This is a genomic window from Paenibacillus sp. CB74, from assembly GCF_055687625.1.
Window position 1 is genome coordinate 3,831,394 of record NZ_CM146009.1, and the last position, 15,080, is coordinate 3,846,473.

9 protein-coding genes are annotated in these 15,080 nt (G+C 46.6%); all 9 read right to left on the reverse strand.

The window, feature by feature from the left end; translation table 11 throughout:
- Positions 1–116: 116 nt before the first annotated feature.
- Entirely contained in the window at positions 117–1,829 is a 1,713-nt protein-coding gene (locus tag ACX9NY_RS17130; RefSeq protein WP_472473967.1) for a methyl-accepting chemotaxis protein, read from the reverse strand.
- Between the two features lie 256 nt (positions 1,830–2,085).
- Positions 2,086–3,141 (reverse strand): MsnO8 family LLM class oxidoreductase, encoded by a 1,056-nt coding sequence (locus ACX9NY_RS17135; RefSeq protein WP_472473969.1) that lies wholly within the window; start codon positions 3,139–3,141, stop codon positions 2,086–2,088.
- A gap of 21 nt (positions 3,142–3,162) precedes the next feature.
- Positions 3,163–4,578 carry a deoxyguanosinetriphosphate triphosphohydrolase family protein gene (locus tag ACX9NY_RS17140; protein WP_105597648.1) on the reverse strand — a complete coding sequence of 472 codons (1,416 nt, stop codon included), beginning with the start codon at positions 4,576–4,578 and terminating at the stop codon, positions 3,163–3,165.
- A 718-nt stretch (positions 4,579–5,296) separates the two neighbouring features.
- Positions 5,297–7,177 carry a molecular chaperone HtpG gene (gene htpG, locus ACX9NY_RS17145; protein WP_472473971.1) on the reverse strand — a complete coding sequence of 627 codons (1,881 nt, stop codon included), beginning with the start codon at positions 7,175–7,177 and terminating at the stop codon, positions 5,297–5,299.
- A gap of 1,312 nt (positions 7,178–8,489) precedes the next feature.
- Entirely contained in the window at positions 8,490–9,389 is a 900-nt protein-coding gene (gene nikC / locus ACX9NY_RS17150; protein ID WP_472473973.1) for a nickel transporter permease, read from the reverse strand.
- A gap of 41 nt (positions 9,390–9,430) precedes the next feature.
- Positions 9,431–10,435, reverse strand: a complete 1,005-nt coding sequence (locus tag ACX9NY_RS17155) for an ABC transporter permease (protein WP_339259388.1) — start codon at positions 10,433–10,435, stop codon at positions 9,431–9,433.
- Positions 10,436–10,658: 223 nt separating this feature from the next.
- Complete coding sequence (locus tag ACX9NY_RS17160) at positions 10,659–12,308, reverse strand: ABC transporter substrate-binding protein (RefSeq protein WP_472479326.1); 1,650 nt, start codon at positions 12,306–12,308, stop codon at positions 10,659–10,661.
- Positions 12,309–13,249: 941 nt separating this feature from the next.
- Complete coding sequence (locus ACX9NY_RS17165; protein ID WP_472473976.1) at positions 13,250–14,197, reverse strand: glycoside hydrolase family 25 protein; 948 nt, start codon at positions 14,195–14,197, stop codon at positions 13,250–13,252.
- A 366-nt stretch (positions 14,198–14,563) separates the two neighbouring features.
- Positions 14,564–15,061, reverse strand: a complete 498-nt coding sequence (locus ACX9NY_RS17170) for a phage holin family protein (RefSeq protein ID WP_472473978.1) — start codon at positions 15,059–15,061, stop codon at positions 14,564–14,566.
- Positions 15,062–15,080: the final 19 nt, after the last annotated feature.

The window sequence follows — 15,080 nt, forward strand, 5'->3', positions numbered from 1 at the left end:
CTATTTGGAAAGAAAAAAATAAGGTGTCCCCAGGATCGAGGAACACCTTATTTTATTTTGAGATTCTCAACAGCCCGCCCATGCACGAGCCAGTTTCTTCTATTATAAGAAGAAGGTTATATTTTTAATTTTTCAATGGATGTTAGCAAATCTTCCGATAATTCTTTCAGACTTTGAATGTTGCCACTAATCGTTTCCATGGAACTGACCTGCTCTTCCGCCGATGCAGAAACTTCTTCCACACTTGCTGCTGATTGTTCCGAAACAGCCGAAATCTGCTGACTGAAATCATTCATTCGTCCGCTTGCTTCCTGCATTCCCGCGAGGCCATCTGTCATGGTGCTGATCACACCTACCATGCCTTCCACCGATTCATTAATCGTACGGAAGAGCTGACCTGAAGCAAGTACATGTTCCTGACCCAGTTCGGTCTCCTGAACGCCTGTACGCAATTCCGCAACCACCCCTTGTGACTCCTGCTGAATATCCTCGGTAATCGCCGTGATCTCTTCGACCGAAGTCTGCACAGCTTCCGATAACTTCCGCACTTCTGAGGCCACTACGGCGAACCCGCGTCCACTCTCTCCCGCACGGGCTGCTTCAATGGAGGCATTCAATGCCAGCAGGTTGGTTTGGCGTGCAATGTCATGAATGACCTGAACCAGCTTGGAGATATCTTCATTTTTACGATTCAGCCGTTCCATTTTATTCATGGAAGTTGAGACCGCTCCGGAAATCTGTTGCATCTGCTGAACTGACTGTTCCATCGCCTTGCGACCATTCAGCCCTTGCTCCAGTACAAGATCCGACATGACGCGTAGCTGACTGCCTTGCTCCGTATGATTCTGGATGTGATCATTCAGCACTTCAACCGTACGAGCTGATTCCACCGCTGTCTCTGCCTGACTTTCCGCAGCCTTGGCCGACTCTTCCATGGTCATTGCAATTTGGCGACTGCCAATCTTAACCTCTTCGGAGGAGATTGCCAGTTCCCCGCTCTGACGATTGACAGCTTCCGCAATTCGTCTAACGCTCAGAACCATGGAAGTCAGGTTACCTTTCATGTCATTCACCGCTTTGGCCAGAACACCGACTTCGTCCTCATGTCTGGTATGTATATCCTGTACATTCAATTGGCCTTCTGCAATCAGTTTTACCGCACTAATAACACGCAGCAGTGGTTTCACGACCTGTGAACGAATAATCGGAATACTGATCGCCGTAATGACAATCATGACAAGAACACCGATAATAATGATTATTCTACCATCCTGAACCGATCTGATCGTTTGGGCCGCCGCAATATCGGACTGTTTTTGATTGTATTCCACAAGATAATCCAGATCGACTTGCATGGCGTCAAAGGAGTCTGCACCTTTTTCAGCGACTTCCTTGGCCAGCTGTGTCTGACCCTCATCACTCAGTTTGATTGCTTGCGTATTAATCTTAAGATACGCTTCCCATTTATTCTTGAACGCATTCCAGTGTTCGAGTTCCTCCGTAGACTTTTCCTGCTGGTCATAAATTTTAATCGCCTGTGTCGTTTCACGAATATACTTGGTACGCTCTTCTAACAAAGCTCCCTTGTCCGATGTATCCGCGTCAAAGTGACGATAACTTAGCGAAAGAACGTGCTCCGTAGTGTAGTTTAACCGGTTAATTTGCTGGATTGATGGCATCCAATTGTTTGTAATCTCATTTGTGTTGGATTCGATTGAATTCATGCGGGTGACAATGGTGACACTCAAAATAATCAAACAGAGGATTAACAAGTAGAACGCGATGCTGATACGCAGACCGATACTTTTGATCTTAAATCTGCTGAACATATGATTTCCCCCTTGACCTCTTCGGTCATCCCGAATTCAGGTGCTTTTGTCATTGTTTTCCCCTTCTTTTGACCTCTTGTCAAAAGAACTTATCTATATTATATCGATAGGAAAATAGACGTAAAGTATTATAACATTATTTTGTTATTAAGAAGCTTAATTTAGTAAAGTCTTGTTGAATTTTGGCATATTCTAAAATAAAGAGCTGCAGCATACGGTAACATCCCGATCTGCAGCTCTCTGCTTTATTCAAATTTTAACGGTTTGCATCATAAAGTGCTTCGCCTACTTCAAGATTGCTCTGTCTTTGCTCGGCCAGCAATCGGTAAGAATTCAGCCTGCGCTCATAATCGGGTCCTGCCGTAACCAGAAGCAACCGATCCGTATTCAGTCTGCGACTTACTTGTTCCAATTGAGCCCATACCTGCTCAGGTGTACCTGCATAGTGCCGCTCAGCTTCATGAAGATCAGCACTGGCTGAATCATTCGTGCCGGAGACCTCGATACTATTCGAATTCAGCTCGCTTAAACGTTCTTTTCCATCCGCCCTGCGTCTCTCTGCCATGTCACGACTCCAGGCCAAGGCATCCGTCTCTGACTCCGCACACAATACGCTGACTGCCACCATAACTTCAGGTTCCTTCATGGTTGCACTGGGAACAAATCCTTCTCGGTATCGCCTTACAGCCTCTGTACCATCAGCATCACTCATGAATTGACCAAAGACATAGCCCATGCCGAACCGTGCCGCAAATTCTGCGCTCTTTACGTTGGTCCCCAACATCCAAAGCGATAACGGGAGCTTGGGAATCGGACGAGCCGTCACAGGATGATCCTCGTAGGTATATCGATCTTCAAGCAGTTCGGTCAGTGCTGCAAGTGATTCGGGCAGCTTGGACACATGTTGCAAGTAATTGCCACTGAGTGCCATCGTCGCATGAGGACCACCGCCAGGAGCACGTCCGAGCCCAAGCTCAATGCGCCCCGGATAGAGGGTAGCCAGGAGACGGAACGACTCTGCAACCTTGAGCGGACTGTAGTGTGGCAACAGGACCGCTCCAGAGCCAAGCTGGATCGTTGTCGTTCTTGCTCCGATGTGGGATAGCAGTACTTCGGGAGAGGCCGATGCCAGTTCAGCCATATCATGATGCTCTGATGTCCAGTATCGGGTGTATCCCCAAGCCTCAGCCTGTTGCGCAAGTGCCACGGATTGTTGAAGTGCCTGTTCCGCTGTGGCATCGTTTAACCTTGGAACAAGGTCAAGTACGCCCAGACTGAACGTCTCACTCATTCTTGTAGCCAAGCGTCTCATCTCCCTTTATATCGGTTCATTTTAATCCAGATCGTAGATGGAACCTACCTTCAGTCCATAAAGTTCATTGTATATTTTCTCGGCAAATGCATCCGTCATTCCTGCAATATAATCAATCACCATATGTTCCCAGGTCCAGATCGGTTGCGCTTTGGCCTGATCCTTCTCATACCGCTGCAGCCAGTCGGATGGAATAATGGATTTGGACGTTTCCGGATCGAGGAATGCATCCCATAATCGCTTAATCATCCACTCACTTCGCTTCTGTAGCCGTTGCACACGCAGATCACGTATCATCGTCACCCATGCAAAACTCTTAAGCACACTCACCGTACGCAGCATATCAAGGTCTTCAGCCCCTTCACGGACAAAGGTAACCTTCTTCCAGTCACCATCATCAATAACACCTAGGCTGCCTACAAAGAAACTCACCCAATAAGCTTTCACCTCACGTCGGGTACGCGAGTAATCATGCTCACAGAACGGCATCTTCTCATTCCAGATGCGCAGGAACGAAGCGAGCACCTCTTCTACCTTTTGCCCAATTGCTTCCCGAGTCCATCCGTTCCAGAACAGATCCTCCAACGTTGTAATCTTATCCACAATCAGTCGATTCACATGAGGATCTTGCAGGAAGTGCTCGTGTACTTCAATTTTGCCTGCTTTGATACCATCCTCCAGGTCATGCGAGGAGTACGCAATATCGTCACATAGGTCCATCAGCTGTGCTTCAAGCGTCTTCTTGCCTGCCGGCACGTTCCAACGTTCACGGATCTCACGAATATATTGCCACTCATGATGATACATGCCTTTCTTGCTCTCTGTCCCGGGGTACGGATACTTGTTGATTCCCAGTAATACCGCATCAGACAGGTTCAGTCCGTCGATATCCTCACGCTTCTCCAAATGCATAATGAGACGGAAATTGTGTGCATTTCCTTCAAAATGCTCATATTTCCGTTTTAGCTCGGCACGAACCTCAGACTCCACCTTGGGAACTTTGGCGCTGCGGCTTTTTTTCATAATTTTCTTAGCCTCGGTGTTAATAAGGTCATCCAGAATACCGTCTAATACTTCTTCACCTTTATGTCCAAACGGCGGGTGACCGAAATCATGTGCGATTGCAGCACACTCCACCACTTCTGAATCAATAATAAGGCCCGGGTTATCGGCACGGTCCCAGTCCACCTCGGGAAAACGACGAATCAGGCTGCGGGCAGCCTCTCGTGCAATCTGCGCCACCTCCAGGGAATGGGTCAAACGAGTACGATAATAATCCCCCGTTCCTGCGCCAAACACCTGTGATTTGCCCTGTAACCGACGGAAGGTCGGTGAATGAATGAGTCTGGAATAGTCCCGTTCGTATGCTGCACGAGATCCATCCAATTTGGTTAGTTCAGGATATTGTCTATGTTCTCTCAGATCGTTCCATTGCATGGGGATCACTCCTAGCCGACTGTCTCTATTTTGAGTGATTATACACAACATCTGTGGTTTCGAAAAGTAAAACCTGTCTGCGATTGTCATCTCTTCTTACATCAACTTGTAATAAACAGTCCTATTCTTTTATTATACCCTGCCAGACTATCATTCGTGCACCTAAATGATCATGATTCTATATTGAAAGTGACTTATGATGAAAAAAAAGTGCATGATACAGTTGGCGTGGCCGTTCCGGTTACGGATCGTTCTTATGATCGCTGTTATTCCCAAATTTCTTTGATTCCCTTTAGAAAGGGAGAAATTCGGTAATAGCATGTGCTTCCGATGCAGCTTTCTTGCAGAAAGCTTTCAGGCGAACGCTTCGCTTCTTCAGAATCGATTCCGTCCCCTTCACTACTTTTGCCGTTTAATTCACACCCAATCTAAGTGACAACACATCCCCTAGAAAAGGGGATTTCATCACATTTTTGAATGACTAAAGAATTCCATTAAGATGTTTATCCATCGCTGCAATGATAGTCTGCCTACCCCGCACCCTGCCCGTTGTGGGGGAAAAGACAAAAAACCGACAGAACGGAAATGCCCTGTCGGATAAATATGGTAGATGCTTCGAAGTAATTTAACTTCCAGCCTTAATGCTCAAGCCATTTAACTCTTGAAGCGGTTTGAATTTTTGCATCAGGGATGTTATGGCACCCTTGTATAACTGATGTTACACCATAACCTTGCAGATATCGTTGGTGAACTCTACTGGATCCTGAATAGGCAATCCCTCAATCAACAGTGCCTGATGGTACAACAAGCTTGTGTAGAGGTTCAGTTTTTCCTGATCCTGTGCGAAAGCGTCTTTCAGCGATTTGAATACATCGTGATTCACGTTGATTTCAAGCACTTTGTCGGCTTGTACGTTTTCACTGTTCGGCATAGCTTTCAGGATTTTCTCCATTTCAATCGTCAGCTCACCTTCAGTAGACAAACATACCGGGTGGCTTCTGAGACGTTTGGAAGCTTTAACGGCTTTGACTTTACCCGCCAATTGAGCTTGCATCGCTTCAAACAGCTCTTTGTTATCGTTGTCCTGAGCGTCCGTTTCTTCTTGGTCCGCGCTATCTTCGATACCCAGGTCACCACTGGAGATGGATTTGAACTCTTTCTCCTTGTAGTTCAAGATCATCTTGATTGCGAACTCGTCGATATCATCGGTGAAGTACAGTACTTCGTACCCTTTCTCAAGAACGCCCTCGATCTGTGGCAGCTTCTCGATCCGGCTAATGGACTCACCGGATGCATAGTAGATGTACTTCTGATCTTCCGGCATTCTGGAGACGTATTCGTCCAGGCTCACAAGTTTGCCCTCTTTGGAAGACGTGAACAACAGCAGATCCTGCAATGTATCCTTGTTCACCCCATAGTCACTGTATACTCCATATTTCAATTGACGACCAAACGCTTGGTAGAACTTCTCGTAGTTCTCACGCTCGTCCTTCAACAGGCTTTGCAGTTGGCTCTTGATTTTGTTCTTAATATTCTTCGCGATCAGGCTAAGCTGACGGTCATGTTGCAACATCTCACGGGAAATGTTCAGGGACAGGTCTTCCGAATCCACCATACCTTTGACAAATCCGAAGTAATCTGGCAACAGATCCCCGCATTTATCCATGATCAGTACACCGTTGGAGTAGAGTTCAAGGCCTTTTTCATACTCTTTGGTATAGTAGTCAAACGGCGTATTCTCCGGTATAAACAGGATTGCATTGTATACCACAGCGCCATCTGCGCTGATGTGCAGGTGTTTGAGCGGTTTGTCAAAACCGTAGCGTTTTTCCATATAGAAGTTATTGTAATCTTCTTCGGTTAATTCGCTTTTATTTTTACGCCAGATCGGTACCATGCTGTTCACGGTTTGCTCTTCTTGGTATTCCTCGAACTCGTTCTCCGTGCCCTCTTTCGCACGTTGACCCGTCACATCCATCTTGATCGGGTAGCGAATGAAGTCGGAGTATTTCTTGATGATGGATCTCAGTCGGTACTCTTCCAAAAATTCGTCATACGAATCTTCTTCGGTATTTTCTTTGATCGTCAGGACGATCTCTGTACCTACGGAATCTTTCTCAGCCGGTGTGATCGTGTAACCATCCGCGCCCTCGGACTCCCATTTCCAAGCCTCGTCGCTGCCCAGCGTTTTACTTGTTACGGTAAGCTTGTCCGCCACCATAAATGCCGAGTAGAAACCAACCCCGAATTGTCCGATGATATTATGGCCGTCTTTGGCTTCATTTTCCTTCTTAAACGCCAGGGAACCACTTTTCGCAATAACGCCCAGATTGTTCTCCAGCTCTTCCTGTGTCATCCCGATTCCGGTATCCGTCAGTGTGAGCGTGCGATTTTCTTTGTCGATGGTAAGCTTGATGAAGTAGTCCTCTTTGTTGAAAACGAGCGTATCGTCTGTCAGTGCTCTGTAGTAAATTTTATCAATGGCGTCACTGGAGTTGGAGATCAATTCTCTCAAAAAGATTTCTCTTTGGGTATAAATGGAGTTGATCATCATATCCAGCAAACGTTTGGATTCTGCTTGGAATTCTTTTTTAGCCATGAATGGTTGGACTCCTTTCAGATTTGAATATCGAATGATTTGATTGAAAATAGAAATAACTGAGATATTCCTGCGACCATTAGGAGACTCAAAAACCTTTGAGCGCTCTAGTCCTCAGATAAGGTGACTCACACTAATGAGTCATTGCAAAAAATAAGTACATGACGTTCTGCAATGTAGCCGTTCCGGTTACGAATCGTTTTTCGGATCGCTGTTATCCCCAGATTTCTTTGATTCCTTTATATAAGGGAGTAATCCGGTGATAAAGGCGAACGCTTCGCTTCCTCCTAATCGATTTCGTCCCCTGCACTACTTTCGCATTTAATCAGGAACTGGTATGAGGATTAGAGCCTTCTATTTAGATGGAGTCTGTAGATTAAGCAAACATTTCGCTTCTTCAGGTCTGTGCGTCCCTTGGCTTCGCATGTCCTACTCAGATTCAATATCTATTTTCAAAAACAGAATCATTCCATATGTAGGCGTATAGTAAAAACATCATTTGTTAGCACTCTAATGATCGGAGTGCTAAACCCTTCCTTTTATATAACATATGGGAAAATTGGGTGTCAATACGCAGGCGGTTATTTTAACAAAAAGATCGAATACCCCTTTAACTTTGACACATCACCAATCATTTTAACGTAATCCCGCAGGTAAAACAAAAGCCGCCTCGAACCGAAGTTCGAACCGGCTTATTGGGGAAGATCGTAATCTGTCCATTGGTATCGTGGATGGCTTTAAAACTTGTCTATTTAATGCGCCTCGGAATATCCTCGGGTTTGCAGTGTTGAGACTGCCGTATCGATGTGTTCGTATTGATATGTCCGTATTGCTATTTTTGTGTTGATATATTGTGTTGATATATTCGTTGGTATATTGGTAACTTGGTCCTGTGATTGCTTGAATGTCTTGAGAAGTATGGCAGTCGCGCTAACGAACCTCAGAGGCGTTAAATGGCCTTTTTTGGATGAATTTGTAATCTAACGAACCCTAGACACGCTATTGCTCAATTTAATCCAATCTATGGAGCACATTCGAAAGTTTTTCACATATTAGGGTGTGTGAAGTTCGTTAGATTAGGAAATCAGCTAAAAATCGTAGAATAAGGCTTCCCAGGTTCGTTAGAGATGATGCAGAAGTTAGCGTTACAGCTACACATAGGATTACGGCAGAAAGTTAGCACATACGGTTAGTTTAGAGTTATCTGTAGCGTGTAAGGTGCGGAACAGATAAAATCAGAGTACAAATTAGGGTTATAGGTTACGGTTACGGTTTGAGTTTGAGTTTGAGTTTGAGTTTGAGTTTGAAAATTCTAGTTTTTTGCCATTTTCGGATCAAGGGTATCGCGGAGTCCATCGCCCATGAGGTTGAAGCCGAGGACGGTCAACATGATGGAAACGCCGGGGAAGATGAGTGTCCACGGTGCTTTTTGTATAAACTGACGGGAGTCCGACAGCATTTTCCCCCACTCCGGGTCGGGTGGTTGTGCACCCATGCCCAGAAATCCAAGTGCTGCGGCCTCGATGATCGCCGTCCCAATACCGAGCGTACCCTGTACGATCAGTGGAGTAAGGCTGTTGGGTAAGATGTGGCGGAATAAGATCCGCCCGTTGCCCGCCCCAAGTGTCCGTGCCGACGTAATGAATTCCTCCTGTCTCAAGCTGAGTACACGTGAACGCACCAATCTTCCGTAGGTCGGGATGTTCACGATGGCGATGGCGAGCAGTGCATTTTGCAACGACGGGCCTAATATCGCCACAATGGCGATGGCCAGCAAAATCCCCGGGAATGCGAGCAGGATATCAAATAAACGCGAGATGAGCATGTCCGCCCATTTTCCATAAAATCCAGCAATCAGACCAAGCAGCGTACCCGCGATAATGGAACCAATGACAGAGAAGAAGCCCACCCACAAGGAAATGCGCGCTCCATGCAGCACTCTGGAAAACACGTCACGCCCCAGATCATCGGTACCAAACCAATGCTCTGCCGAAGGGGCCTGAAGCCGATCCACCAGCACCTGTTCTTTGTAATCGTAAGGTGCGATGTATGGCGCAAGGAAGGCCAACAGGATAAAAAACACGATAATAATCAAGCCCGCAAGCGCAAGCCGGTTTTTCCGAAACGTTCTCCACGCTTCCCGCCAAGGACCGGATGTGCTCGCCGACGCAGCATCAATCGATTGTCCGGTATTAGTCGATAATTTGGCCATGCGGCGTCTCCTTTCTTGGATATGAATGATTGATGAATTTCCTATTTATAACTAATACGAGGATCGAACACGGCGTAGAGTAAGTCCACAATCAGATTGATCACCACGAAAAAGAATGCCACGATCAGAATGCCACTCTGGATTACCGGATAGTCCCGCGAACTAATCGCTTCATATATATAACGTCCCACTCCTGGCCATGCAAAGATCGTCTCAGTCAGCACCGCACCCCCAAGCAACGATCCCGTCTGGATGCCGATAACCGTAAGCACGGGGATAAACGCATTTTTGAGTGCATGCCCATAGACAACAAAAAACGGCCCCAGTCCCTTGGCTTTTGCAGTACGAATGTAATCGGAACTCATCACTTCCAGCATGCTGGAACGGGTCATCCGGGCAATAACGGCCATTGGAATGGTGCCCAGCGCAATACTCGGGAGCAACAAATGTTTCGTTACGGTCCACAACTGATTCCATTGTCCAGCAATCATCGTATCCAGCACATACAAGCCCGTAATGGCTTCCACCGGATCACGTGCATTCATGCGCCCAATGGATGGCAGCCACTGCAATTTGTTCGCAAACAGCCATTGTTCCATCAGGCCGAGCCAGAAGATCGGCATGGATACACCCACTAGAGCAATGACCATACAGCAATAATCAAACCAGGAGTTGTGCTTCCATGCGCTGATAATCCCCGCATTCACCCCGATAATGACAGCAAACAACATACTTGCCATCGTTAATTCGAGGGTAGCTGTCAGATAAGGCACAATTTCCTGGGCAATAGGCACCTTGGTGCGGATGGATGTTCCGAGGTCGCCTTTGAGCAAATCGCCCAAGTAGGCGAAATATTGCTGGAACCAGGGTTTATCCAGACCGAGCTGGTCACGAAGGGCCTGCTTGGATTGTTCGGTTGCCTTTTGCCCAAGTATGGTCTCGGCCGGATCACCCGGGATGGCGTGGATGATGGAAAAGACAATCAGGGTCATGCCCAGCAGTACGGGCAGCAACACAAGCACACGTTTGACAATATAGCTGTTCAATCCTGTTCACCTGCCTTCGACATATCGTGCAAAATAAAAAGCGCTGGCAGATACGCATGCTTTGGATAGTTACGTCCGGATGTGGGTTCTGCCAAGCATTTCGTCTCACCAGCGCTTTAATAGAAAGAAATTACACCTACTCACTCCGAGGTGCAGTGCCCTCTTCAGAGTGATTCTCCACTCTCCGTTATCCTGAAATGGATAAGTTCAGCTTACGTCTGTATTATTCGAAGTAGGCACCAGCATAGGATTCACTGCCTAGCGGAGATGGTACAAAACCTTTCAGGTTCGATTTACCCGCCAGAATTGGCGTGGTGTGCACAAGTGGAATCCAAGGTGCGTCTTCCTTGATAATCATCTGCGCTTGTTTGTACAGCTCGGCACGTTTCTCCTGATCTGTTTCTTTCTGCGCATCCGTCAGCAGCACATGCAACTCTTCGTTGACGTAGAAGCTACGGTTGTTGCCCGGAATGGCGTCTTTGTCCAGCAATGTATACAGGAAGTTATCCGGGTCCCCGTTATCCCCCGTCCAACCGAGCATGTAGATATCGTCTTTCTCCCCGGCTTTGGCATCATCCAGATACGTCGCCCATTCTGGGGATTCGATGTTCGTGGTCACGCCGATTTTCTCAAAATCAGCCTGGATCGCTTCCGCTACTTTCTTGCCATCAGGCATATACGGGCGGGATACCGGCATGGCATAGAAGGTTACCGGATCAGGCAAACCGTCAGGGAAGCCAGCTTCGGCGAGTAGAGCTTTTGCTTTTTCCAGATCATATGGGTAATCCTCAATGGTATCGTTGTATCCCCACAGCGTTGGCGGCATCGGATTGACAGCAGGCTCAGCTTGTCCAGCAAAGAACGCATCAATAATGGCCTGCTTGTTCACCGCATGGTTGAGGGCTTGTCTGACTTTGACATTATCAAATGGTTTCTTCTTGAAGTTAAAGCCGATATACGCCACGTTGAACGGTGGACGCTCAATCTTCTGCAACTCACTGTTGCCTTCAAGGATGGACAGATCGTCCGGGTTCAAGTCTTCCATGACATCAATCTCGCCGTTTTGCAGGGCATTGAAGCGAGCGGTATTATCCGGAATCGAACGCACGATAACTTTGTTCAGCTTCGGCAGTCCTTCTTTCCAATAATCCTCGTTTTTCTCCAGGGTAATGGAGTCGTTACGCTTCCACTCTTTGAATACAAATGGTCCGGTGCCCACAGGCTCGCTCTTGAAGTTTTCTTTTTTCTCCTGAATCGCGGTTGGACTGGCAATGCCGAATGGCGTCATCGCAATATTTTGCAGAAAAGGCGCTTGTGGCTGGTTCAATGTGAACTCCACCGTAGTCTCGTCCGTCGCCTTCACTTCCTTGATCACACGTCCGTCCTCTGGACCAAACATGGAGTCGTAATAATCGAAGGAGTCTCCTTCGAATTTATATTCACTCGCCGGATCACCCCAGCGGTTGAAGTTGAACACAACAGCCTCAGCGTTGAAGTCAGTTCCATCATGGAATTTCACACCGGACTTCAGCTTAAACACATACTTGAGTCCATCCGCCGAAATCTCCCAGCTCTCTGCCAGTCCAGGAACGACTTCTGTTCCGCCTTCCTTGTAATCCAGCAACGAGTCAAACACCTGATGTCCAATCTTCAGCGACTCTCCATCGGTCACAATCGCCGGATCGAGTGCAACGGAATCCCCGCCACGCCCCATGATCATCGTATCTTGCGCTTCTGTCACTTCGGCTGGTGGCTCACTGACTTCCGCCGGAGCAGGTGAATTCCCAGCCCCCTCATTGCTCGAACAGCCTGACAACACCAAGACGGTACTCAAAGCCAGAGTCAAAAAACCGGACATCCATTTCTTTCTCATTCGCATACGTACAACACCCTTCCCTGTCTCATAATGTGTGTAATGCTGGCATGAAAAAACTTCAATGATAGCCATTGGTTCGGTGCTTGCTTGTATCAATGAAAGGCTTTAGGTGCCTGTGATACCTGAATTAAAGTTCCGGGAGAAGTAAGGCATGTATATGAAACTTAAAAAAAGTATGGTAGAAAGATGAATAATGGATATAAGTAAACGCCAGATCATCCTGCGCATGGATTACGGATATGGACGATTACTTTTATAGAGAAAGAAGACGTACAACAAAACAAAGTGCCTTGTGAGATGACTCTATGAAAATGAATGAGATTGTTGCGATTTATTTGAACTAAGGTCAATAAGTAATAGCGAACGGTTACGGACCGGTAAGACCAAGTTCAAGTCACTAGATCAGAAATACAAATGGGCATATGGATACTACGCTGCTGGGTACCAATAACGTCTGTTCCTTGAGCGGGTCGCGGGTCGTCTTGAGTATGCAGTGTGGGAGCTGGACTAGGTATCGTTTGCAATACGTACGAAAGAAAGTCAACATAGGCTAGGTTGTTTAAATGTGTGAGTTGTTTATTAGGGTGGTTATCTCTTGCAGATTGGATGTGTAAAACGTATGAACGAGTCATCTTGAGATGTTGGATTGTACAACAGGGAGACATTACAATAACTTCATATGTTATGGTTTTGTCATGATGAGGAGGATTGTGTAAATAAACTGTGGTGAAAAACAATTTCGTGTAACTTACTTTACATCACATTAATCAATTAGACAAGAGATTTACAGACATAAGTCTTCAACTTTATTATATGCGTTAATATTACTTACACAAAAGACAAAAAAGGAACACAGTTCGACAAAAAGCGTCTCGTGTTCCTTCTCCATTCCATCCACATTCATATAAAATTAATATTTTAATTAGCTAAGAATCAGCTCACTTTTTAAACAAACCTCTGCGATGCATCACGGTAATAAAACGGTAAAAATCATAACTCGCCCCATTATCGATGCTGAACAATGGATTTTTGGTGTCATATTCCAGCGCTGCATCCACAGCTGCTTTTGCCCATACTGGAACTTCCATTTGCTGACGCGCCTGCAGTTTGTCGACTTGGGATTTGAGCGCATCAAACGCTGCTTTCTCTTCGGCTGTCATCGGTTCGCCCCCTTTCGGTGGTTCGGTTGGTGGATTCGGATTACTTGGATTCGTTGGATTGGTTGGCTCCGGAGGTTTCGGAGTGACTGCTGCGTATCTTGCTCTGAGTTGTGCCGCCGTTCCCTCGAATTCGTTCATATCCACGTTGCCGTTGATGCCATTCACCTTGCCTGAATCCGTATACTGATAGAACGTCCAACGCTTCCATGCCGGCTGGTCGTCCGGTACACGGGTGCTGCTGTAACGCGCGATCCACAGATCGTATGAGCTGAGTGATGTGTCAAAATTCCCGGCAAATGAATTGCCCGTGTATATGATCGGTTTTACACCTGTCAGACGTTGTAATTCGGTTAAAAAGGCTTTCGCTACCGTATTCATCTGTGCTTTGCTCAGGTTGCCGGGATTGTTCTCGTAGTCCATGACGGGTGGCAGCTGTAACGCCTTGGCGCCTCCAACTTTGTTCAGGGTATTGGCGTAATGCGCCGCTTCTGCCTTTGCAACATCGATAGAAGTCGCGCGGAAGAAATGGTACGTTCCCACCAGCATGCCCGCCGCCAGTGCACCTGTTACGTTTTTCTGGTAATTCGGATCGGTATACGTCTGTCCCTCGGTTGCCTTGATGAATACAAATGTCATGCCACTTGCCTTCACTTTGGCCCAGTCAATATTGCCCTGGTACCGGGAGACGTCAATGCCCTGTGTGTTGCCCGAACTTCTCGTTTGCATGTTTCTCACACCCTTTATGCGGCAAATTGCCGTTTGTATATAGTTAATGCGGTTGAGTTAGAGGTTGCTTGTGTGCGTGTCCCTTGTTGATGGTAATAGCTATGTTCAAATAGTATCTATCCTCTTAGGAAAAAATATCAAGCGGTACGCGACCGTTCCAGATACGGATCGTTCTTATGATCGCTGTTGTCTCCAAATTTTTATGATTTTATTTCTAATGGTTAAAATTTAGAGACAAAGGCGACCGCTCTGCTTCTTCAGAATCGATTCCGTCTCTTTCACTACTTGTAGGCTACTGGTGCAGACTTTCGACTCTGTAGTACTCTATATCTTGCCACAGGACAATTTTTAATGAATGCTGAGTCTTTACTTCGTTTCATCTCTAATCTGTTGATCAACGTCCTCATGATCTGACTGTACAAAAGATTCTTTGGAATCAGGAGTATAGTTACCCGAGATCCCCCCGGTTCCCCCTTTTCCCTTAAGCACTTCAATGGCTTGCCGAATCACAGGCGGAATCGGAGCACCCAACTTACCCCCGTTTTCAATGATAGACAACAACTCATTTGCGATATAAAAAAAGGCGACCGCATCCCTGAACAAATGTCCGTCTCCCAGAACACCGTCCACCAGATGAGCCACCGATACCATTGCAAATATAAATACCTTCCGCGCAATACCGAACATGCCGACATTACTTTCTAACTTGCCACTCATACCCGCAGCCACGATGCCGGTTAGGTAGTCGAGGATGACGAACACGAGCAGTACGCCGAGTACTCCTGACCAACCCCCAAAGAAGTAGGTTACTGAGCTGCTCATGAGTGCAATTCCCCATTTCCATAGGGTGTCCCATCGTTCCATAATTTCACCTCCTTTGGTT

Coding starts and splice junctions, on each gene's coding strand:
- ACX9NY_RS17130 (WP_472473967.1), bottom strand. CDS start 1,829: ATGTTCAGCAGATTTAAGATCAAAAGTATCGGTCTGCGTATCAGCATC.
- ACX9NY_RS17135 (WP_472473969.1), bottom strand. CDS start 3,141: ATGAGACGCTTGGCTACAAGAATGAGTGAGACGTTCAGTCTGGGCGTA.
- ACX9NY_RS17140 (WP_105597648.1), bottom strand. CDS start 4,578: ATGCAATGGAACGATCTGAGAGAACATAGACAATATCCTGAACTAACC.
- htpG (WP_472473971.1), bottom strand. CDS start 7,177: ATGGCTAAAAAAGAATTCCAAGCAGAATCCAAACGTTTGCTGGATATG.
- nikC (WP_472473973.1), bottom strand. CDS start 9,389: ATGGCCAAATTATCGACTAATACCGGACAATCGATTGATGCTGCGTCG.
- ACX9NY_RS17160 (WP_472479326.1), bottom strand. CDS start 12,308: ATGAGAAAGAAATGGATGTCCGGTTTTTTGACTCTGGCTTTGAGTACC.
- ACX9NY_RS17165 (WP_472473976.1), bottom strand. CDS start 14,197: ATGCAAACGAGAAGTTCGGGCAACACACAGGGCATTGACGTCTCCCGG.
- ACX9NY_RS17170 (WP_472473978.1), bottom strand. CDS start 15,061: ATGGAACGATGGGACACCCTATGGAAATGGGGAATTGCACTCATGAGC.